The 21,918-nt window shown below is 64.7% G+C and carries 19 protein-coding genes; 13 read left to right on the top strand and 6 right to left on the bottom strand.

Translation table 11 applies throughout. From position 1 onward, the window contains the following. Positions 1-198: 198 nt before the first annotated feature. From istA to QK291_RS18700, 4 genes are all read left to right on the top strand, one after another. The gene (istA, locus tag QK291_RS18715) at positions 199-1,740 is read left to right on the top strand and encodes an IS21 family transposase (protein ID WP_282384342.1); all 1,542 of its coding nucleotides are present in this window, start codon (positions 199-201) and stop codon (positions 1,738-1,740) included. Continuing rightward, positions 1,737-2,516 (top strand): IS21-like element helper ATPase IstB, encoded by a 780-nt coding sequence (istB, locus tag QK291_RS18710; protein WP_282384341.1) that lies wholly within the window; start codon positions 1,737-1,739, stop codon positions 2,514-2,516. Before istA ends, istB begins: the two co-directional genes overlap by 4 nt. A 495-nt stretch (positions 2,517-3,011) precedes the next feature. Next, positions 3,012-4,655, top strand: coding sequence for an alkaline phosphatase D family protein (locus QK291_RS18705; protein ID WP_282384340.1), 1,644 nt, complete (start codon positions 3,012-3,014; stop codon positions 4,653-4,655). After that, positions 4,652-5,953, top strand: a complete 1,302-nt coding sequence (locus QK291_RS18700; RefSeq protein WP_282384339.1) for an alkaline phosphatase family protein — start codon at positions 4,652-4,654, stop codon at positions 5,951-5,953. Before QK291_RS18705 ends, QK291_RS18700 begins: the two co-directional genes overlap by 4 nt. A 210-nt stretch (positions 5,954-6,163) precedes the next feature. Here QK291_RS18700 and QK291_RS18695 read toward each other — a convergent pair whose 3' ends face one another. Both QK291_RS18695 and QK291_RS18690 read right to left on the bottom strand, forming a co-directional pair. Further along, positions 6,164-8,716, bottom strand: coding sequence for an AMP-binding protein (locus QK291_RS18695; protein WP_282384337.1), 2,553 nt, complete (start codon positions 8,714-8,716; stop codon positions 6,164-6,166). A 414-nt stretch (positions 8,717-9,130) separates the two neighbouring features. Continuing rightward, positions 9,131-9,472 carry a hypothetical protein gene (locus QK291_RS18690; RefSeq protein WP_282384335.1) on the bottom strand — a complete coding sequence of 114 codons (342 nt, stop codon included), beginning with the start codon at positions 9,470-9,472 and terminating at the stop codon, positions 9,131-9,133. A gap of 268 nt (positions 9,473-9,740) precedes the next feature. Here QK291_RS18690 and QK291_RS18685 point away from each other — a divergent pair, with 268 nt between their 5' ends. From QK291_RS18685 to QK291_RS18675, 3 genes are read left to right on the top strand one after another with little or no spacing between them, the layout of a single operon-like run. Next, positions 9,741-10,433 (top strand): histidine phosphatase family protein, encoded by a 693-nt coding sequence (locus QK291_RS18685; RefSeq protein ID WP_282384334.1) that lies wholly within the window; start codon positions 9,741-9,743, stop codon positions 10,431-10,433. A gap of 24 nt (positions 10,434-10,457) precedes the next feature. Further along, positions 10,458-11,012, top strand: coding sequence for a DUF3090 domain-containing protein (locus tag QK291_RS18680; protein ID WP_282384333.1), 555 nt, complete (start codon positions 10,458-10,460; stop codon positions 11,010-11,012). Further along, the gene (locus QK291_RS18675; protein ID WP_282384332.1) at positions 11,012-11,779 is read left to right on the top strand and encodes an SCO1664 family protein; all 768 of its coding nucleotides are present in this window, start codon (positions 11,012-11,014) and stop codon (positions 11,777-11,779) included. Before QK291_RS18680 ends, QK291_RS18675 begins: the two co-directional genes overlap by 1 nt. A 225-nt stretch (positions 11,780-12,004) precedes the next feature. On the opposite strand, the gene QK291_RS18670 is transcribed toward QK291_RS18675, so the two are convergent. Beyond that, positions 12,005-12,664, bottom strand: coding sequence for a dihydrofolate reductase family protein (locus QK291_RS18670; protein WP_282384330.1), 660 nt, complete (start codon positions 12,662-12,664; stop codon positions 12,005-12,007). 204 nt (positions 12,665-12,868) lie between these two features. After that, the gene (locus QK291_RS18665; protein WP_282384329.1) at positions 12,869-13,600 is read right to left on the bottom strand and encodes a lytic transglycosylase domain-containing protein; all 732 of its coding nucleotides are present in this window, start codon (positions 13,598-13,600) and stop codon (positions 12,869-12,871) included. Between the two features lie 308 nt (positions 13,601-13,908). Between QK291_RS18665 and QK291_RS18660 the strand changes: the two genes are divergently transcribed. Beyond that, positions 13,909-15,177 (top strand): DNRLRE domain-containing protein, encoded by a 1,269-nt coding sequence (locus QK291_RS18660; protein ID WP_348994599.1) that lies wholly within the window; start codon positions 13,909-13,911, stop codon positions 15,175-15,177. Between the two features lie 151 nt (positions 15,178-15,328). Here the strand turns inward: QK291_RS18660 and QK291_RS18655 are convergent, their stop codons facing one another. Continuing rightward, a complete protein-coding gene (locus tag QK291_RS18655; protein WP_282384325.1) occupies positions 15,329-16,360 on the bottom strand; it encodes an NADPH:quinone reductase in 1,032 nt (343 codons plus the stop codon). A 485-nt stretch (positions 16,361-16,845) separates the two neighbouring features. Between QK291_RS18655 and QK291_RS18650 the strand changes: the two genes are divergently transcribed. The 5 genes from QK291_RS18650 to QK291_RS18630 all read left to right on the top strand — a co-directional run bounded on the left by QK291_RS18650 (position 16,846) and on the right by QK291_RS18630 (position 21,417). After that, positions 16,846-17,454, top strand: a complete 609-nt coding sequence (locus QK291_RS18650; RefSeq protein ID WP_348994598.1) for a hypothetical protein — start codon at positions 16,846-16,848, stop codon at positions 17,452-17,454. Between the two features lie 127 nt (positions 17,455-17,581). Then, positions 17,582-18,019 carry a VOC family protein gene (locus QK291_RS18645; protein WP_282384324.1) on the top strand — a complete coding sequence of 146 codons (438 nt, stop codon included), beginning with the start codon at positions 17,582-17,584 and terminating at the stop codon, positions 18,017-18,019. Between the two features lie 259 nt (positions 18,020-18,278). Continuing rightward, positions 18,279-18,656 carry a hypothetical protein gene (locus tag QK291_RS18640; protein ID WP_282384322.1) on the top strand — a complete coding sequence of 126 codons (378 nt, stop codon included), beginning with the start codon at positions 18,279-18,281 and terminating at the stop codon, positions 18,654-18,656. A 921-nt stretch (positions 18,657-19,577) separates the two neighbouring features. Then, entirely contained in the window at positions 19,578-19,745 is a 168-nt protein-coding gene (locus tag QK291_RS18635) for a hypothetical protein (protein WP_282384321.1), read from the top strand. A gap of 997 nt (positions 19,746-20,742) precedes the next feature. Continuing rightward, the gene (locus QK291_RS18630) at positions 20,743-21,417 is read left to right on the top strand and encodes a haloacid dehalogenase type II (protein ID WP_282384319.1); all 675 of its coding nucleotides are present in this window, start codon (positions 20,743-20,745) and stop codon (positions 21,415-21,417) included. Between the two features lie 212 nt (positions 21,418-21,629). Here the strand turns inward: QK291_RS18630 and QK291_RS18625 are convergent. Next, the coding region (locus QK291_RS18625) for a DUF6221 family protein (RefSeq protein ID WP_282384318.1) at positions 21,630-21,918 on the bottom strand (289 nt) is incomplete at its 5' end.

The raw sequence follows: 21,918 nt of genomic DNA, 5'->3' as shown, positions 1-21,918 counted from the left end.
TGGTTTACTGATAACCAATTGACCTCGGGTGTTGCATCGACCCCTTGAATCCGCCTGACGGCCATGAAAGCTGCCCGTCGGTGGCCATGAGATCTGCCCACTTCCTTACTGAACCCTGCCGCTTAAGCGGCGGGAGCCTCTCCCCGGGGTTTGATGACGGTGTCTAGTCGCACCAAAGTCGCCCGGGAAGAGGCCCTAATGAAGTTTGACGGAGAAATCATGGAAATACTTGCTGCGTATGATCTGACCGGATCGTTGCGCGCCGCCGCGGAACTCACCGGCTGCTCGCACCACACGGTGGCCAGGCACGTCGCTGCCCGCGACGCCGGCCAGCCGATCGCGGAACCCGTCTATCGGGGCCGGGTCACCGATGCTTTCCTGCCCAAGATCGAGGAATGGATCGAGGCCTCCAAGGGCAAGATCCGCGCCGACAAGGCCCACGAGAAGCTCCGGGCCCTCGGCTACGAGGGCTCGGAGCGCTCGACCCGCCGGGCCGTCGCGCAGGTCCGCGCCGCCTGGCGTCTTGGCCACGTCCGCGTGCACCGGCCCTGGATCACGGAACCGGGCATGTGGCTTCAGTACGACTTCGGCGACGGCCCAGTGATCGAGGGGAAGAAGACCGTTTTGTTCGTGGCCTGGCTGGCATGGTCCCGCTTCAGGATCGTCATAGCGCTGCGGGACCGGACGGCGCCGAGCGTGTTCGCAGCTCTTGACCGCAGCTTCCGGGTCCTGGGCGGCGCACCGACCTACGTCCTGACCGATAACGAGAAAACGGTCACCGTGTCCCATGTTGCCGGGGTCCCGGTCCGCAACCAGCAGACGGTCGACTTCGCCCGGCACTACGGGGTGACGGTGTTGACCTGCCAGCCGGCGGACCCTGCGTCCAAGTGCGGCGTGGAGTCCTCGGTGAAGCTCGCCAAGGCAGACATCGTGCCCAAGGACACCAACCTGCGCGCCGAATACGCTTCCTTCGCCGAGATCGAACAGGCGTGCCAGGCATTCATGGACGAGGTCAACAACCGTGAGCACCGCGCCACCCGCCGTAAACCCGCCGCGATGCTGGCCGAGGAGGCGCCGCGGTTGCACCGGATCCCGGACACCGCGCACACCGTCGCGTTCGGGCTCTCCCGGGCCGTCCCGGAGAACACGCCGATGGTCACCTTCGAAAACGGGCAGTACTCCGTTCCGGCGTATCTGCTCGGCGCGCGGGTGTTCGTCCGCGCCCACGGCGCCGGGCCCGACGAGCAGGTCATCATCGTCCACCACGGCAGCCAAGGGCCGGTGGAAGTCGCCCGGCACCGGCGCGCCCGGCCCGGCAGCCCGGCGATCAACGACGCCCACTTCCCAGACCATAGGCCGAGGATCCCGGGCGAATACGCGGTGAAGGCCCGGAACGCCGCGGAAGCGGAGTTCCTTAGCATCGGGGCCGGCGCCCGCACCTGGCTGCTCGAGGCCGCCGCGGCGGGCACGGCCCGGATGAACGTGAAGATGGCCGAAGCGGTCGCCCTGGCCAAGATCGCCGGACAGGCCGAAGTCGACCAGGCCCTCGGGACCGCAGCTATCCATGGCCGCTTCGCGAACAAGGACCTGGCCTCGATCCTGAACGCCGCAAGCACGCGCACCACCACCCATGCCGCCGGGGAGACCCGGTCCCTGACCCAGGGCACCGCCGCGTGGGCGGCGATCGGCCGCCCACCCGGTGCCGCCGGTGTTGACGGCACGCTGGGAGAAAGCGCGTGAGCCCGGTCCCGACCACAGCACCCGTACTGGCGCCGGAGCTGGAGGCCCTGATGCGGCAGCTGAAGATGCCCCATGCCCGGGCGCTGGCGCCGGAACTGATCGCGACCGCCCGTGCCCAGCGCTGGGAACCGGCCGAGGTCATCAAAGCCCTCTTCGTCGAGGAAGTCGCCGGCCGGTCCCGGTCCATGCTCGCCACCAGGCGCAAGGCCGCGGGCTTCCCGACCGGGAAGACATTCGACACCTGGGACCCGGCCGCCTCCTCGATCCCGGCACCGACGCAGCAGGCGCTGCGGACGCTGGAATGGATCGGGCGGAAGGAAAACGTCGTGATCTGTGGCCCCTCCGGCACGGGCAAGACGTTCTTCCTTGAAGCCCTCGGCCAGCAGGCCGTCGAGGCCGGCCTGCGGGTCGCGTGGTTCCGGCTCGAGGACCTCGGGGCTCTCATGCGCGCCCACCGCTCTGATGACAGCGTCACGAAAGTCGTCGCCAGGATCCTGCGCGCAGATTTGGTGGTGGTCGATGATATCGGCCTCTTGCCGGTGGGCACCGACGCGGCCGAGGGCCTCTACCGCCTCGTCGACGCCGCCTACGAGAAGCGCTCCATCGCGGTCTCCTCAAACCTGCATCCCGCCGGCTTTGACGAGCTCATGCCCAAAACCCTGGCCACAGCCACCGTCGACCGGCTGCTGCACCACGCGCACGTCTGCCAAACCTCAGGGGAATCGATCCGCCTCAGCCAGGCCCTCGCCGGAAAAGGAGTCACCCCAATGAGCTAAACCCACATCCCAACATGGCCAACGCCACCGAACACCCGGTGGGCGGATCTGGTGGCCATGAGTGGGCAGTTTTCATGGCCACCAGCGGGCGTTTTTGCTGGCCGCCCGTGGGCACAAACTATTGGCCATTGACACTGGCTATCAGGACGCCGAACCCTCCGTTCATGATCGTTCCCAAATGCTGGCCATACCCCAGGCTTCGCCCTGGTCCGATCAGCCGACGGCCGCATGACCCGGCTGCGTCCGCCAGAACCCCCCTGCGTGTGCTTAGGCCACCGCATTGAGGATCTCGAGCGTGGGGAACCACGGGCGGCTCCCAACACTTCGGCGCAGACACCAAACCAACCAAGGAACGCTGCACGAAACGTGTCGAACGACCTTGCAGCGATCCAAGGGCGGGGATCAGCTTGCGCCACAGAGAACTCTTGGCGAATGTGCGGTTAACTGAGGGCAGAACCGCCGGTTTGTGGCGGAATCATCCGGATACTGGAAGTCATGACTACCTTTACTCGTCGTCAAGTACTGCGTTCAGCAGGAGTCGCCGCCGTGGCCGGAACCATGGCCACCAGCACTCCCGCGGGCGCGTTTTCAGCCTCCCAGACCGGCGTCTTCGGCCACGGGGTCGCCTCAGGAGATCCCATGCCCGGGAGCGTGCTGCTGTGGACCCGCGTCACGCCCACCCCGGAATCGATACCTGGCAGCGGTGCCGGCCCGGACATTTCCGTCCGTTGGGAAATATCCACCGATGCAGCGTTCACGAAAGTGGTGGCCCGCGGTACGGCCTCCACCGGCCCGGCCCGCGACCACACCGTCAAGGTCGTGGCGGGCCACCTGGTGGCCGCCACGAGCTACTGGTACCGGTTCATCCTCGGGCAGGAGGTCTCACCTGTGGGCCGTACCCGGACCGCACCGGCCGCGGGAGCGGTGGTGGACCGGCTGAAATTCGGCGTCGTGTCCTGCGCGAACTGGCAGGCAGGATACTTCTCCTCCTACCGCCACCTGGCCGCACGGGGTGACCTCGACGCCGTCCTCCACCTCGGTGACTACCTCTACGAATACGCACCCGGCGACTACCAGGCCCGCGACGTGCTGGTCCGTCCGCACGATCCGGCTTTCGAGATGACCCAGCTGGCGCACTACCGCCGCCGCCACGCCCAGTACAAAACGGACCCCGACCTTCAGGTCCTGCACGCTGCGGCCCCGTTTATCGTGACCTGGGACGACCACGAATCGGCCAACGACGCCTGGAAGGGCGGGGCCGAAAATCACACCCCCGGCGCCGAAGGCGCCTGGGGTGAGCGCTTCGCCGCCGCCCACCAGGCGTACGCCGAGTGGATGCCCGTGCGCTACGAGGCCGGTGGCCAGCTCTACCGCCGCCTGGACTTCGGCTCCCTGGCCAGCCTGTCCATGCTCGACCTGCGCACCTACCGCGACCAGCAGGCCAGCAATGGCACCGATCCTGCAATCGGCAGCCCCGACCGCACCATCACAGGCGTCTCCCAGATGGACTGGCTGCTGGGCAACCTCACGTCCACGGGCCCGCAGTGGAAGCTCGTGGGCAACCCCGTCATGATTGCCCCCGTGCGTGTCCCCTCGACGCTGAACACCGCAGAGCTGGGCGGTGTGCAAAAGCTGATGGGCGGAACCAGTATCAGCGGCGTGCCTTACAACGTGGACCAATGGGACGGCTACGAGGCGGACCGCAACCGCGTGGTCCGCCACCTGCGCGATAGCGCCGTCAAGGACACCGTGTTCCTCACCGGCGACATCCACTCCGGCTGGGCCTGCGACATCCCCGCGGACCCGGCCAGCTACCCGGCCACCGGCGATTCCGTGGCCGCGGAACTCGTCTGCACCTCAGTCACGAGCGACAACCTCGATGACATCCTGAACCTACCGCCCCGGACCGGATCCGTCGCCGTCGAGAATGCCATCAAGGCGGCTAACCCGCACGTGAAGTACCTGGACTTTGACTCGCACGGCTACTCCGTCCTGGAGGTCACAGCCGCCGGCGTCCGGATGGACTGGTTCGTCCTGGCCGAACGCACCTCCGCCAGCTCAGGCGCCGCACTGTCCACATCCTTCAATGTTCAAGCCGGCACCGGAAAAGTCACGCCGGCTCAGGGAGAAATCCAGTGAGGCGTTCACCGCAGCCGGGAGCACCCGCGGGCAACAGGCTTTCGGCGCCGGGCCGCCGTCAGTTCCTGCAAATCGCCGCTGCCGGCGGCGCCGCTGTCGTCCTTTCGGCAGCGCAGGGCACCGCCTGGGCTGCCCCCGCCGCTGGACGGACGCGAAGCTACGTGCTGGTCGTGGACGGCTGCCGCCCCGACGAGATCACGCCCGCCCTGACGCCGCGACTGGCCGCCCTGCGGTCCGCTGGCACCAATTTCCCGGCGGCACGCTCCCTGCCCGTCATGGAGACCATTCCCAACCACGTCATGATGATGACCGGGGTCCGCCCGGACCGCTCGGGCGTTCCCTCGAACTCGATTTTCGACCGGGTCGAAGGGATGGTCCGCGACCTCGACCGGTCCACCGACCTGCACTTCCCGACCATCCTGGAGCGGTTACAGGAGCGCGGGCTCACCACCGGATCGGTGCTCAGCAAGAAGTACCTCTACGGCATCTTCGGTGCCCGCGCCAGCTACCGGTGGGAGCCCCAGCCTGTGCTTCCGGTGACCGGGCACGCGCCCGACGCCGCCACCATGGACGCCCTGCTGGCGATGGTGAGCGGGCCGGACCCTGATTTCGTCTTCACCAACCTGGGCGACATCGACCGCGTCGGCCACTCAGACGTTTCCGGAACCACGCTGCGGGCAGCGCGCGAGGCCGCCCTCGCGGCCACGGACCTGCAGGTGGGCCGTTTCATCGACCACCTCAAGAACACCGGCAAATGGGACTCCAGCGTGGTGATGGTGCTCGCCGACCATTCGATGGACTGGTCCATCCCCAGCAACCTCATCTCGATCAACCTCATCCTCCAGTCCCGTCCGGAACTGCAGGCGAATATCACGATTGCCCAGAACGGCGGCGCGGACCTGCTCTACTGGACCGGTCCCGAACCGGACCGCGCGGCCGGACTGGCCGCCGTCGAGCAGCTGGTCAGCGCACATGAGGGTGTGCTGTCGGTCAAGAAGCCGTCAGACCTCCGACTGGGCGACGAGGCCGGGGACCTGGTGGCTTACTGCCGCGCGGGCTGGCGCTTTTCCGACCCGTATGTGGCGTCCAATCCCATCCCGGGCAACCACGGGCACCCCGCCACGGAGCCCATCCCGTTCTTCGTCTCCGGCGGCCACCCGCGGGTGGTGAAAGGATCGGTGTCGTCAGAAGCCGCCCGGACCGCCGACGTCGCGCCGACCATCGGGGGTATCTACGGGCTGAAGCCCCCCGCCGGCGGCTACGACGGAACGGCCAGGGGCTCTGCCCTGACGCCCTGACGCCCTTGCATCAGCGAGGCATAGCCCCGCGCCCTAATGTGCTGACAGCCAGTGGGCAGCCGCCAGACGGCGGCCGCATCGGCGTTGATCGTGTCGGCGAGGATCGGATCAGATGTTCGGCTCCGCGCCGAGAAATCTCACGGATTCCGTGGCCTCCATCATGAAAATGTGCAACTTTCGCCCACGGGTGAGGATGGTCCGGCGCATGATTCAGGCGGTTGGCGCCGTGGCTGGGAGAACTCTGTTGTGGGATTTCTTTGTCCGGGTCCGTCGGCGGGTGGCGGCCTTGATCACGCGCATACACAGGTCCCAGTAGGCCACTCCCGCGGCGAGCGACGCCGCCACGGCCAGTGCCGGACTTATCCCGGCCAGGGGCGGGTAGACCAGCCAGTGGACGAGGTACGCGTAGAGGGAGGCGCTGGCCAACACCACCATGAGCCGGCGAAGGCCCTTCGGCACCGGGATGCTGGGCAGCCAGATGAGAATCAGGATCCCGGCGAGGAGCGTCCCTTCCCGGGTTGTATTTTCGAAGAACCCCGGAACCGTCAGCGCCGCAATGGCTGAGACCATGCACCGCTGGGCCGCCGTCCGGGACCGTGCAATGGTCCAGCCCAGCGCGAAGAGCCAGAGGGCCGGCGCCGTGTGCGGCACTCCCGGGTTCACCACTTCGTAGCGCGTGAGCAGTCCGGCTCCGGTCATGGCCAGCGGAAGGAGCAGGGGGAAACGCCGCTCGGCGCGGTCCGCCCAGGGAACCGCCAGAAGGGCTGTCATTCCCAGGAGCAGGTAGACAAGGATTTCGATGAACCAGAAGTGCCACTGCGTGGTGACTGCCTCCGGCCCGATTATGGCGTTCAGGAGCAGGAGGTTGGCAGGCGTGTAGTTATCGGTGACCAGATGAGCGGCGGCGATGAACGCCATGCTGGGCACGACGATTCTGGCCAGGCTGGCCAGTTGCCGGCGCAGGCGCTGGAGACGCTCCCCCGAGAGCTGGAAGCGGGCGAAGTTGTACCCGGCCACGGCCATGAGCACATGAGCCGCGCCCTGCCAGCTGAACAAGCCGACGTGTGTACTGACGATCAGGACAATCCCCACAGCCCGCAACACAATGCTCGTCTCAAGCGGGGCAAAGAATCGCCGCAGCTTCCGGGCCGGAAGATTGCCGGGCCGCGCTTCCAAATCCCGGACCGGAGTCACGTGCCAGTCCGGCGGCACCTGTCCCAAGGCGTGCTCCAGCCGGACCGACGCCGCCACGTAGGACAGCGAGTCCCCGCCGAGCGAGACAAAAGTGTCGCCGTCGGCAATGTCGGCCACCTCCAGGGCGTCCGCGAAGATCCTCCGGACGCTGCCAGGGCCGTCGGCTGCCGTGTCGACGTGCGCAGGTTCGGGCTCGGGACGGGACAGTGCCAGGACAGCCCGGTAGTCCAGTTTGCCCGTGACCAGGCGCGGAAGATGTTGGACCGTGTGAATCTGGAGAGCGGCACGCGGGAGCCCCATACCCTGGGCCAGGACCTTGCCCAGCAGGCGCTTGTCGTGGTCACCCTCGACCGCGACGACGAGGCCGTCGTCGGTGCCGGCGCTGGCTGCCTGCACGCCGAGGTCAGCCAGTAGCCGCTCCACCTGCCCGAGGTCAACGCGTAATCCGACGATTTTGACGAACCTGCTGCGGCGTCCCACGACTTCGTAGACTCCGGTGGGGTGCTGCCGGGCGAGGTCGCCGGTGCGGAGCTCGTTGATGCTCCGGCCCTTTCCGAGATCCCCGGCCGTCTCGGCGTAGCCGAGCATGACGTTCGGGCCTGTGTAGACGAGCTCGCCATGCTCCTGGCCGGGAACGGGATCGATGCGGAAGGCGCCTCCGGGGACGGGGATGCCAATGGCTCCGGGGACCGTGGCCGCGAGCTCAGGGGGCAGATATGCCATCCGGGCGGTGGCCTCCGTCTGGCCGTACATCACAAAAAGATCCCAGCCCTGCCGGCCGCCGAGCCCGGCGTAGCGCTGCACCATTTCCGGTGCGAGCCGGCCGCCGGCCTGGGTGACGTAGCGCAGGGTGGGCAACTCCATCTCCGCAAACCCCACCCGTTCCAGCAGCTCGAAGGTGTAGGGAACCGCTGCGAACGCCGTCGCACCGCGGTTTCGGAAAAGCTCCCAGAAGCAGGGATCAACGACGGAAAGATTGGTGAGGACGACTCCCGCACCGCGGAGGAGGTGGCTGTTGATCACCGACAGCCCGTAGCAGTAGGAAATCGGCAGCGTCGTCGCCACACGGTCATCTGGGCCGATGTTCAGGTACTCGGAAATCGACTCGGCATTGGATTGCAGGTTCGCATGCGAGAGACGCACAAGCTTTGGAGAGCCCGTGGACCCGGAGGTGCTCAGCAGGAGGGCAAGATCCGGATGCAGCTCGTGCCGGGTGCCCGGCCGGCGCTCCTCAAGGACGGTGCGCCCGTTCCCGGACCGCACAATGACGTCCGGGTCATAGGCTGCAACGAGGGATTCCAGGGCAGCTGATCTGTCCTCGGGCAGGAGGATCAGGGGGTGCCCGCCTGCCAGTGCCGCCAGATAGGCAACGAGCGATTCGAGGTCGTTGGTTGCCGCCAGCGCAATAAGGCGCCGTTCGGTGCCTAGCCGGAAGGCCAGATCGGCAACGCGCTCCGCCAGGTCCCGGTAGGTCAACGTCAGAGTGTCGGTGAGAATGGCGGGTCGGTCCCCGTAGCTCGCAAGATCCGCGGCAAAGGGCACCCGCATGAAATCAAGCTGCGTGGTCACCCCGACGATGGTATTAGATCAGGCTCACCTAAGCAAAATTACGGCATAAAACATTGGCCTAATTACCAATGCCGGTGAGGACCGGGAGGATCCCCGGAAGATGACGGCTCCCCAATTGCAGCAGCGTCGGGCCCATGTATGTGCGTAGGACAAGCAGTCAGCGTTGTCCGCTCCGCCATCAGCGCCACGGTCTCCTCGACACTGTCTTTCCGCCTTAAGCAGCGAGCAGCCGGCGACGCCGTCCAGCATAGCGAGCAGACCGGGATGCTTGGCGCCCCATTCCCTCATGCTGGCCATACTGGCCGCGGGCGGGTTCTGCCGTATCGGTTTTACCCACCCCGTTTGGAGCTGCCTCGTCATAGAGCGGGGCGTTGGGGTTGCGGCGGGAGACTTGCCCGACTTCTGGAGCGGGGATCAGAACTTCTTGAGGGAACGATCTACCTGAATTCCCGCTGCCGTAATCTCAGTAAGAATCACAGTGTAGGTTTCTGAGTCATCGCCTGAGAGAACGATCTTGAAGAAACTCTTTCTACGGAGAAAGGACTTCTTGGTGATGATCCCTGAAGAAACAATCAAGAAGTAATCCACTTCATCGCTTGGGCTGCTGAAGTTTTCAGAGGCTGCTGCAAGCATGGCTACAGCGGCGCGGTCCATGACATAATTCGTAGTCAGCGCATCGGTTCTGTAAGTGCCGTGACCTTTTCTGTAAACTCTTTTAAACTTTTGTCTCGCGTTGTTGGTCTGCGATACGTACATTGTGGAGCCCTCCGCGGATGAAGCCCTAGTGCTGTTTGGGCCTTAGATGTCCAGCATACGATTCTGAGCTGCTGCGGTGATTTCTGACATCGGAATTAGTTGAAACCTCAAAACACAAACCATTGGGGCTTCTCTTCGCAGGAGCGGGTACAGGACGTCCTCCGTCGGCGTGCTTGAAGGGTTCCGCCAGTTCTTTGTCTGCCTCCTAGACGCGCGACCCGGTACGATTAACACCGGCCATCGAGCGGCGGGTGGTTAGGCTGGGTGGATGGCGACAGTTATCCTCGTGCGGCACGGCCGCACCACAGCCAATGCCACTGGACTGCTGGCCGGTCGGGCCGTCGGCGTCAGCCTGGACCAGATCGGTCGCGACCAGGCGGCTCTGACCGGAGAACGCCTCGCGCCCGTGCCCATAGTCGGGGTGGTGTCGAGCCCTCTTGAGCGTTGTCAGCAGACCGCCCAGCTCATCCTCGATCGCCAGGCTGGCACGCCCTACGCGCCGGTCGATCTCGATCTCATCGAGTGCGATTACGGCGCGTGGCAGGGCCGCACGCTCAGTGATCTCGCGACCGAGGATTTGTGGCCGGTTGTGCAGTCGCAACCGTCCGCCGTCGTCTTTCCCGGCGGTGAATCCATGGCCGCAATGCAGACTCGGTCGGTGGCAGCGATTCGACGCCACGATGCAGCCTTCGAAGCCGAGTACGGGCCAGGGGCCGTGTGGGTGGCGGTGAGTCACGGTGACATCATCAAGTCAATCCTCACCGACGCGCTCGGCATGCACCTTGACCTGTTCCAGCGAATTAACGTTGGCCCCGCCTCGGTATCGATCGTGCGCTATGGCGCTAGTCGGCCGAGCGTCTACGCGACCAACACCGACGCCGGTGATCTGTCCTGGCTGTCGAACGGCATCCAGTCTGGCGATGCGCCGGTGGGCGGCGGTGCAGGGCAGAAGGCGCCATGAACCTCATGTGCCTAGAATACTGACATGCCTACACGTGTTCATGAGTTTGCCTGGCCTGATCGGGTCGTCGTTGGCACCATTGGCCTTCCGGGGGCGCGCACCTTCTACCTGCAGGTGCGCGCAGGGACGCAGATCGTGAGTGTTGCCCTGGAGAAGCAGCAGTCGGCTCTGCTGGCGGAGAAGATCGACGAAATTCTCGACCAGCTCATCACCGTCGAGGGCAACCCCTTCAGCGTTCCCACGAGTACTCCCATTGAACTTGTTGACAATGACCAGCTCGAGGCCGTTCAGGAGCAGTTCCGCACCGGCGCCATAAGCTTGGGTTGGGACCCAACCACGGCCCAGGTCGTAATTGAGGCCCACCCCCTCACCGATGTCGATGGTGATGACAACGACGAATCGCTTGATGAAGACGGCGCTAACGAACCCGAAATGCTGCTGGTGCGAATGCCGGTCGGCACCGCCCGCGCATTCGCCAAGCGCACCCGTGAGATCGTGGGCGCCGGGCGTCCGGCGTGCCCGCGCTGCGGTTACCCCATAGACGCCGACGGGCACATCTGCACCCTTCCCGAGGTCTGATGCCGGTGCCGGACCTAGTGACCTCCGAGCTGACGCTCACCGGCCGCATCACGACGGCTTCAAACGCTACATTTCTGGGCAGGATCGGCGACGTGGTCGTCGTCTATAAGCCGATAGCAGGCGAAAGTCCGCTGTGGGATTTTCCCCGCGGCACCCTGGCTCACCGGGAGGTGGCCGCCTACCTGGTCTCGCAGGTCTTCGGCTGGAACGTCGTGCCGCACACCTGGCTGCGCGATGGTCCGCTTGGCGAAGGAATGGTGCAGCTCTGGCAGGAGCAGGACCCCGCCCAAAACGCCGTGAACCTGGTCGCGACGGACTGCGTGCCGGAGACGGGCTGGAAATACGTTCTCGAGGGACGGGATGAGAACGGACGGATGGTTGCCCTCGTTCACGAAGACTCGCCAGCGCTCAGACGCATGGCGGTGTTCGACACGGTCGTCAACAACGCCGACCGCAAAGGCAACCACATTCTGGCAATGACGGACGGACACCGGCACGGCGTGGACCACGGGCTCACCTTTCACCATGACGACAAGCTGCGCACGGTGCTGTGGGGATGGCTGGGAGACGCTCTGACCGCCGAGGAACACGACGGCATAGATCGTGTCAGCGAAGGACTGCCCGGTGGGCTGGGCCGAGACCTGGCGAACTTGCTAAGCGCCGAAGAAATCGCATCGCTCGCCGCGCGTTGCGCCCGGTTGCGCCTGGCAGGTCGGTTTCCGGCTCCGAGCGGTGAGATGTCGGCGGTGCCCTGGCCGCTGTTCTAAGGGAATTACGCCTCCGGGATTCGCAGGCTGTGTCACATTGCTGGCATGGAACTCCAGGCAGCGACGGAGTTCGTCATTCCTGAGCGCGAGCCCGGCTGGCGATTTTCCGGGGACGCGGGCCCCGGGGGGCAACCCCGCAATCCGGCCGCGGAACGGGCTAACGCTAAGGCCAAAGTTTGACACACCGGCAATAGCGAGGGCGAGCCACCCGCCCCCCATGTCGGCCTACCGGGCGGCGCGACGGGTGAAGACCAAATGGAGAACTCCGGCTGGAGAAGGGGTCGCTTCGATTTCGAAGCGTTGTTCGAGTCCTTCGAGTCCATCCCAGAGCCGTTCGCCCCGGCCCAGGACAACCGGCACTTGGACGATGTGCATGTGGTCTATCAGGTCGGCTTCGAGGAACTGGCGGACCGTGCTGACGCCGCCGCCGACCCGGACATCGAGGTCACCGGCCAGGGCACGGGCCTGCATGAGCGCGGAGACGGGGTCGGCGTCCAGGAAATGGAAGATTGTCCCACCTTCCATTTCGAGGACCGGCCTGGGATGGTGTGTGAGAACAACGACAGGGGTGTGGAAGACAGGGTTGTCGCCCCACCATCCCTTCCATTCCTCGTCCTCCCAGGGACCGCGTAGAGGGCCGAACTTGTTGCGCCCCATGATCTCCACGCCGATCCCGGGCCCCCACTGACTGGCGAACGCCTCGTCGACGCCGAAAGATCCCGCCGACTCCCCGTGGAGGCCCATCTCGCGGAACGTGCGCGTCTCGAAAGCCCACTCCATCAGCCGTGAGCCTGCGTGACCGAACGGAGCGTCGAGTTGCTGGTCCTCGCCGGTGCCGAAGCCGTCGAGGGAGACTGAGAAGTTATGCACGCGGACGAGTGACATGTCATCTCCTGAAGTGCTTGTGGTTCGCAATCACTTTATGGTGACCGAGCCCAACGACTCAAGACCGACAACGGAATCAAGCCGCGATGCAACCGGAACCGCGTCGCGGATGCCCCATCAATGCGGCGCTCGAGGTCCGCGGCGCCGCCGTGGATCCACCGGGCCCCCTCGGCGTTCACCGCCCGGGGCCTTCCGCCCGGGGACCTAATCGGCGGTGCCCGTCCTCGCGGCGTATGCGGTGGATTGGGCCCGCACCTGGCGGATGTAGCGATCGGACTGGTTGTAGGAGTAGATGGCGTCGGTCCATCCTTGGGCGGTTGAGAGGTCACGGCCGTGGGCGCACAGATAGGTCGCCGCGCTGAAGGCGGCGTCGTCGATATTGAACGGGTCCGCTGCTCCGTCCCGGTTCCCGTCCCGCCCTGCAAGCTGCCAGGTGGAGGGAATGAACTGCATGGGTCCGACGGCGTGGTCCCAGCGGGCGTCGCCGTCCAGGACTCCCGCGTCCGTGTCGGCGATGGCGGCGAAACCAACGCCATTGAGGCTCGGGCCCACAATTGGGCCGCTCGCCTGCCCTGCGGCGTCAAGGCTGCCGCCGCCGTAAGTTCCGTGCGCTGATTCGACGAAGCCGACGGCTGCCACGGTGTTCCAGCCGATCCCGCACTCCGGAGCGGAATCGTTGGCTGTGACGGCCGCAGCAACGTAGGCCCGGAGCGCGCGGGCAGGGATCCCGGTCTGCGCGGCGGCCCGGAGGAGCCACTGGGCATCCGGGCTCGGGGTTACGTTCACGGCGGTGGTAATGCCGGCCGACAAAATTTCAAGTTCCGCCCCCGCCCGCGGAGGTGGAGAAAGGGCACCGCGGGCGCCTGCGCCGGGCTGACGGCTCACCCAGAACGAGAACGCGGTGATGACGCACACCGCGAACAGGCTGAAAACCATAAGGCGTTTTAGACGGCGCACGGACCAATCAAACCATCCCCCATCCGTGACCGGTTGACGAAACGGTTCCCAGCGGATCAAGAAGGCCGTCGGGTCGGTCGCGGGTCCTCTGGCCGGCCACGCTGACCTGAAACCCAACGCTGCATAACCATGGCATCCCACCGTTCGGTCTTGAGGGGATCGATTGCTCAAATTTTGTTCCAGGTTTACCCATTGAGATACCTCGCATTAAGCCTTCGTTGTTTCTTTGTCGACGCTGGCTCCGGGCAGCCGGCTACATCAAATCCCTAGTAGAAACAGCGATCAATATGAAGGCTACGAGCGTTCAGGCGTTGCCAACTCAGCAGAACCGACGTGGCATGATGTTCCGGCGTAAATGCGTAGCGGTTGCATCGTCCGTTCTGATTATGTTCGCAGTCATCACTCCGACAACCGCAAGCGCCGCAGCGACAACCACGTTAGTCATGGACACTTACGTGCAGGCGGACAGAGCGACTTCGAACTTTGGGTCCAGCATCCGTTTATCTACAGAAGGCCGCGCGTATATCTGGCGGAACTCGCTCCTACGGTTCTCCGTGCAAGTTCCTGCTGGCGAACACGTTGTTTCAGCCAAACTTCGGGCGTATTCCGAGGCATCTACAACTTCCACTGAATTCGTGGATGTCTTTACTACATCTGGCGGCTGGACAGAGAGGGGAGTCACTTGGAATAGCGCACCGGCACGCGGGACATGGCTCGGGAAGGCCGGCGGATTCGCCACCGGCTCCTGGGTTGAATGGGATGTAACCAAGGGCGTCAACGCGAAGGGCGGCGAACAGAACTTCAAGCTGGAAAGCAACGCGCGGAAGTGGATCGGGTTCAAGTCAAAGGAATCGTCGAACCCCGCCCTGCGCCCAAGACTGGTGGTGACGACTGCGCCTGACACGGTAACCTCCACGGAGGCGGCCGTAGTCCGGGTGTGGGGCGCGCGTGTAGCGGGGGACGAGTTTAGTTATACAGGTGCGCCCGACGCCACGAAGTGGAACGTCTACAGCAGTGCCGGCCACGCGGGCAACGGTTTCCGGAGTCCTCAGCAGGTTACCGTGGATGGTTCCAAAATGGTCATGACTGGAACCCAGGATGGCACGACAGCTGGGATGGGCGCGAAGTTTGCAAACCAGAAGTACGGGCGGTGGGAAGTCCGGGCGGCCGGGTCCGGTGATAACGAATACCATATGGTGTCCATCCTGTGGCCCGATAGTGAAAATTGGCCGTGTGACGGCGAGATTGACTACGCGGAAACGACTGGCGACTGGAACGTCATCAAGTTCTTCCACCACTACGGGTGCTCGAACTTGCAGACGTCGTCGTCCAAGCCCCTGGACGTAACGCAGTTTCACAACTACGCGGTTGACTGGTCTCCGCGGGGAATCGTGGGCTACGTCGATGGCGTGAAGTGGTTTGAAGACACCGACCCCGCGCATCAGCCTCCCGGTCCGATGCACCAGACCTTACAACTGGACTGGTTCCCTGACAGCACTGCCAACGGCGCCGGGGAGATGCGGGTGGATTGGGTCCGCGTGTACGCGGCGGGCTGAAGGTCCACCATTTCGAAGACCCGTCAAAGCCGCCAAGGTATGGAGTGCTGGCGGGAACGCGGGAACGACCCTATGCATCACCTGCCGTCCGGCTCAGCGCCGCGGCTTTTGCGGCGTGATGACCCCCGCGAGGCTCCCGAGGCGTTATCGGCTAGCCCGCCGACACATCGATCAGCACCTTGCCGACGATGCTCTCTTCCACCGCCGCGTGGGCCGCAGCCGTGTCAGCCAGGTCAAAGCGATGCAGCGGCAGACCCGCCACCTCTCCCACCCGAATGGCACCCTCGGCGATGGCCGCATTGATGTCCTCGGCTGCGGCGTGCACCGCCGCCATGCCAACGGTGTAGAGCAACACGAACTGGTAGCGGACGTTGAGGCTGAAGTGCCTGCGCACGTCCAGGGTCACCTGATCGCCGCCGTTATTGGCGTAGACCGCGACGGAGCCGCGGTTGCGGATTACTGCCAGGTCGAGTTCCGCGTTCTGCGCGGGCGCCACCTCCACGATCTGATCGACGCCCTCGGGAGCAATCCGACGGATCTCCGCGGCCGCGTGGCTTTCCCTGTAATTGATGACGTGATCAGCCCCAGCGGCCGTGACCAGCGCAGCCTTAGCCGGTCCACTCACGGTCGTGACCACAACGGCGCCGGCCCACTTGGCGAGCTGGATCGCCGCATGGCCCACGGCGCCGGCACCTCCAGCAACGAGAACTACTTTGCCGTTTAAGGCTCCCGGGCGCAGCCGCCGCGGGCCGTCCTCGGCGATGGTCAGGGCCCTGTGGGCGGTGATTGCGGGAACGCCGAGGCTTGCGCCGAGGTCGAACCCGGCATTCTCCGGGAGCGGAAAGACCCGCTCGGCTGGCAGGACGGCGAACTCCTGGGCTGTCCCGCCGTCGGCCCGCTGGTAGGCGGCCAAAGCCACCCAGACCCTGTCACCGACGTGGAGATGCTCGACGCCGGGTCCGACGGCGTCCACGATTCCGGCGCCGTCTTGGTTCGGAACGACCTCCGCGAAGGGCAAGGGCTGGCCCGGTCTGGCGCCGCGGCGCGATTTCCAGTCGGTGGGGTTTACAGCGGAGACCACGATCCGCACGCGCACCTCCCCTCTCCCCGGGGCGCGGATCTCGCGGTCGACGAGCTCGAGAACAGACGGATCGCCGGTGGCACGGTACACGATGGCTTTCATACTCAGACCTAACGCCGGCCCGGACGGAAAATTCCCGCCGGGTGCTGTCACCGGATGGCCACATCAGCTGCTGCGGTCCCCCGAATTGCACTCCAAGCCCCGGACTTCGGTCCACCGGTCAACGGGACTTTGGGACCCACACCCCGCCTCCGGGAGGATTCCATTGGACTCGGGGGGGAACCCAGGTCGCTGGTGGCATTTGAGCCCCCCCCCCCCCCCCCCGGGGGCCATCGCTGGCACGGCGCATTCCGGCCGCGTCGCGATATGCTGGACCGATCATAATCGGTGCCCGGCTGCGTCTTCTGGTCTGGTTCGTCATCCTGGCGAGCCTCATCTCGGCCTGCGCGCCAACGATCAGATTCGATGAGGCCACCGCCGATCCACCGATCCAGACCTCATCGACCCCGCAGGCCGCACGCGATGACGTCCCGGCTCCTCACCGTCCCACCTCCCCCACCCCGACACCGGTTCCCACGCCGCCCCCGGTGCCCCAGGCGTTCGCCCTCAACCTCTACCAGGAGGGTGACTTCGTGCCGCAGTACACCTTTGACTGGTGTGTGGCGGCGAGCATCCAGATGATGCACAACCTCATCGACGACACCGGGGCCGTCACGTGGACCGATCGCGTCCAGCAGGGCGAGCTGTGGGAGATGGCCCGGGCACGGTCGTTCAACTCGTTCAACGGCGCCAACCCCCTGGGTTGGGCGGAGGTGCTAACCGAGGTCGGAACGGGGCCGTATGCCGTCGTGAGCGTCGCCGACTATGAGGAAGCGCTGCAGACCGCGGCGCGCGCCATTGCCGACACGGATCGGCCGGTCGGGCTGGTCATGTGGCGCGGCCGCCACGTATGGGTGATGAGCGGCTTCGAGTCACTCGGCGACCCCGACCAGTTCCCGGAGTTCCCGGTCACCGGCATCCGCGTCCAGGATCCGCTCTACCCGTACGGCGACGACCAGTGGGGACCGTCCCCCGAGCCCAACGCCCTGCTCACCCCCGAACAGTTGGCGACGCAGTTCGTCGTCCGCGAGCCGCGACGCTGGAGCAGCGATATGCCGACCGGCTACATGCTGGTGCTGCCGGTCGCCAAGGCCTGATCAGCCCCTGGTAGCCCTAATTACCAGATGCTGACCTATGAAGGTTTCAAGGACCTGGCGGCCGCTCTTGAAATCTGAAGGGCGCTGGACGTAGATGGTCGCAGACTAAACACCCTCGGAGGTCACCATGACAGTCACTTTCAACCACACCATCGTCTACGCAACGGACAAGCGCCATTCGGCGGAGTTCCTGGCCAACGTGCTCGGACTGCCGAAACCCCAAGCGATGTGGTCTTTCATGACCGTACCCCTCGACCACGGAGTGGCCCTCGATTTCGCCACGGCAGACCGGCCCATCTCCCCGCAGCACTACGCCTTCCTGGTCAGCGAGGAGGACTTCGATGGAATCTTGGCAAGGATTCAGGCCCAGGGCATCCCCTATTGGGCAGACCCGGGACGGTCTCGCCAGCAGCGGATCAACCACAACGACGGCGGACGCGGCGTCTACTTCTCGGATCCTGACGGGCATTTCCTTGAAGCGATCACACGTCCGTACGGATCGGGTGCTGCATGGGGTCCTGGGTACGCTGACGGCCGCATTGGCAGCTCGCCCTATCTTCTTTGAGCGCAGCGCCGTAGTTGCCGCCCGATCTGCCTGAGTGGAACGGCCCGAAGACCCGCATCTGTCGTCATTTGGGGAAGGCTATGCGCCTGATGTGCGTGGCGAGACTCGTCCGCGCAGCGCGGGTTGTCCTGAACTTTGGATTAGGTGCGCGTTGGTCGCGAGTCATGCAGTAGCCCACGATAGTCGCCATGACACAGTCGGCCGGCGGCTGCTTGACAGCGCGCCGCTGTTAACGAAATGCTCCCGCCGAACTTCTGATATGAATGGCAATGTGCAAAACCCTGACGATCCCCTCTTCGACATTGACAGCCGGCCCTCCAACGCTGAGCTCAAGTTCTCCATGGGATTTCAACTAGCCCTGTTCGTCGGCCTTGGAGGCGTGGCCCCCTTGTTCATCCTTCACTGGGCCGGGGTACGTCAATGGGCATTGATCGGCATTCCGTTGTTGTGCGCGGCGGCGTCAGTGTGGTGGCTCCTGCGATTCCTCAAGCAACGCGGCATAGAGACAAAGGCATATTACGTGGCCCACGGCGGCAACCCTGCCGGTACGAGTGATCTCCTGTTCGGTCACGTGTCTTACGAAATCACACCTGACGGCCGTTGGAAGTGGCCTGAACAGAGCTACAGCGGCGAGTAAACAGGCCGGCAGGAGCAGGGGGGTCCCCTCCCTCCCCGCCCCGCCCTGGGAAGGCCCGACGACAGTCCGTACACATGATGTGCATGACTTCCCTCGACACGATCCTCGGCACCGCCGGGATCGACCCCACCGACCTGACCGCCACGGTCACCCAGCAACGCAGCATGTCCACCACCATGGAACTCGTGCTGGCTGACCAAGCCCCTGAACAGGCAAACCACGTGCCCGAGGTAGGACTCGAACCGGACTCCAGCCTGGGGCCGTTCTGGTCGTGTTCCGTCAACTGGACACCGGTTCCCGCGCGAGCAGGGCACCTGACAAGCCGGGCAAAACCTCTGGCTGTCACTCGGGAGGGAGGCGGACGCAGGAATAGAAGACGCCCTTGTGCCTGGCCGTCGCGGCGTTGAAACTTGGTCGTAACAGCAATTTCGGCTACCAGGATGCGTCGTTCGAGGAGGAACCATGAGCAACAGTGATGAACTGCGGCCGGCGTACGAGCGGCTCCTTGCAGCCGTTGCCGCAAATGACGAGGATGCGCTGGCCCAGGTCGTCAGCACTGACATAGAAGACCGCAGTGCCGCTCCCGGACAGCTTCCAGGACTGGCCGGAATTGCCTCCTGGATGCAAGGGCTCCGCCCTTGGGTTCCCCTTTCAGTGGCACCTCCCGGCCCGGCTCGGCCGGAATCGCGAACCAGCGGCCACCAAAGGCCGCAGGAAAGTTTCCGGTCAGGGCGGACAGGGAGGGCTGCCACAGGAACATTTGCATTTGAGGATGGCAATCTGTCCATCCACTTAAGCGTGACCCGTTGATTTGAAAAGGGGACAAAGGACTCCAGTTGTGTCTTCCGCGGCGGCGGCGCGAAGGCGATGATTAGATTACCGACCGCAGCCGGCAGTCGATCGATTCGATCGGAGAGGACCATGCTCAAGAACCTGCTGTGCAAGCTGAACATTCAGCACGATTGGCATGTTGAACATGCCGACGATGGCGCCCTATACAAGCGCTGCAAACGTTGCGGCAAAGACGACGACCGCGGAGGCGGTGGGACCGGTAATTTCGGTGCCTGGGCCGGGTCAGCTGGGGGCTAGAGCGTTGATCGTTGTTGTCGTAGCCAGATCCGGACCTGACTAGAGCGCGACTTCTGACCGGTATGTGAGGGCCTCGTTGGGCTGTGGTTGGGCATTGGCGCCACAAGCCAGGGTGAGAAAGTGCTGATGGTAGGGTTCACGACCGTCGGCGGACGTGTGTGAACACGGGCTGTGCGCCGTTCTAGGCCCTGCGTGCCGCGGCCGAGGCCCGGCCCCTCATGTGGCTCTGGACGCCTCGGGACGGCGTGTCACAACGTGTCAGTGGCCATGTCATGTCGTTCCCCCCGCATTCCTGTATGTCCACGTATCAGAACGGAAATTCAGAGGACCGGCCGCAGACTTGGGTCGATCCAACGAATAGCCAGCAGCTCATGGTGTTCGCGGCCCTAGCCACCATCAACTGGTGGACGAGAAAGCCCAACGGAAAGGACGAACGAGGATGAACACCAAGGAGAGACCCCGCAGGGCGGTACCCGGTTTTCCGTAGTCAGCCGCTCCCCCACACAACCAAATAGGCCGTTCCAGGAACCCACACACCCGGAACATCAGATCAGAGGCGAGAGCGTGGACACTGTCCACACGAAAAGACACCAAAAGGCCCGTGACCTGGGGAACACTGTGCCCGAGGGGGACTCGAACCTGGTTCCCGCCCATAAATATCCGCCGCTCCCCCGCGAACCTCCGCAATCCGGCCCAGGGTATGCACATGGTGCACACCCTCCTTTTGCCCTCTTCGGCGCCCCCAACCAAGCTGCTCCCCTTATGGAACGCTTCGGTGGAGTCCCTACACGACACCTCTCAGAAAGGGTGCAGCTGTTCCAAGGGTAAAGAACTGTTTTATTGGCTCCCCCTAAGGGCGTGGCTAGGCACGGGCAATGGTCCGTGCGTGGGGTGATGTCATGTCAATAGCCTTCTGTGACCGTGATCAGCACACTCGTGAGCGGCGGATACGCGGTGGCCCGTTTGAGCTCGGCAGCCCCCAGTACAAGGAAAATTCATGACCGACGCCATGCCAACAATCGTCTTTGACGTCAACGAAACTCTCTCTGACATGGCCCCCATGGGCGAACGCTTCAGCGAGATCGGTGCGCCGGCTGAACTGGCCAAACTTTGGTTCGCTACGCTGCTGCGTGACGGCTTCGCCCTCACGGCCAGCGGCCAGAAGGGATCCTTCACCGCCATCGGGGCCGCGGCACTCCGGGGACTTCTTACCGGGGTGAGGCTCAACCGGCCACTTGAGGCAGCCGTCGAGCATGTCATAGGCGGCATGACGGCCCTGAACGTACATCGGGACGTCCCGGATGGAATCAGGGCACTCGCCGCCGGGTTCCGGCTCATCACACTCAGCAACGGCTCTGCCCAGATCGCCGGGAAGCTGCTCACCGCCGCCGGAATCCGTGACGAGTTTCAGTCGCTACTCTCGCTCGAAGACGCGGCAGCGTGGAAGCCCGCACGGGCATCCTACGACTATGCCGCCACCACCTGCGAGGCCGACCCCGCCGACATGGTGCTGGTCGCCGTCCATCCATGGGACATCCACGGCGCGGCCCGCGCGGGTCTGCGCACGGCATGGCTGAACAGGGATGGGGGAAACTACCCCATCTACTTTCAGGCTCCTGATTTCACAGTCACCGCGCTGACCGAGCTTCCCGAGGCCCTGGCAGCAGCGTGACAGGCACCGTGGACTCCCATGCGGACCGGAACGGGGCGACCCCTGTGTCACGGAGGTGCATCTTCACCCGAATCCGCGGAGAGCGGACTCGAACGAGGTGCCCAGTCCCGTGGCGCGGAAGCTCCGCCTCCGTAGCCACAGAGTCGACGTCGACCTGGACGTCCAAGAGTAATCCGGTTCGCCCCTACACAGCTGCCACACGGCGGTGCACTTCAGTCTTTCGCGGATTCGCTGGCTAAGTCTGTTGGCAGACCGGGTATCCAGCACTGCTCGTAGTTCGGGTGCTCCCGATGGGAGCCTGCGAGGATGGTGAGCATGGCCCGGCGGGCAATGGCAACTGTCCCTTCGGCTTCGCTGGGGTCGCTAATCCCTTCGGCGTCGGCAGCTTCCTTCCAGCCGGCGATGATGGCTCTCTCCTGGCTCACCCACCGGAACCCTTTTGGCGATTTGCGCAGGTCAGCAGCGTTGTCTCCTGAGTGGCCAGATTCGCGCTCGTTGCCC

Origin of the sequence: Arthrobacter sp. AL12 (assembly GCF_029960645.1) — a bacterium.
Classification (GTDB): Bacteria; Actinomycetota; Actinomycetes; order Actinomycetales; family Micrococcaceae; genus Arthrobacter.
This window is presented reverse-complemented; position numbering and strand designations above follow the sequence as displayed.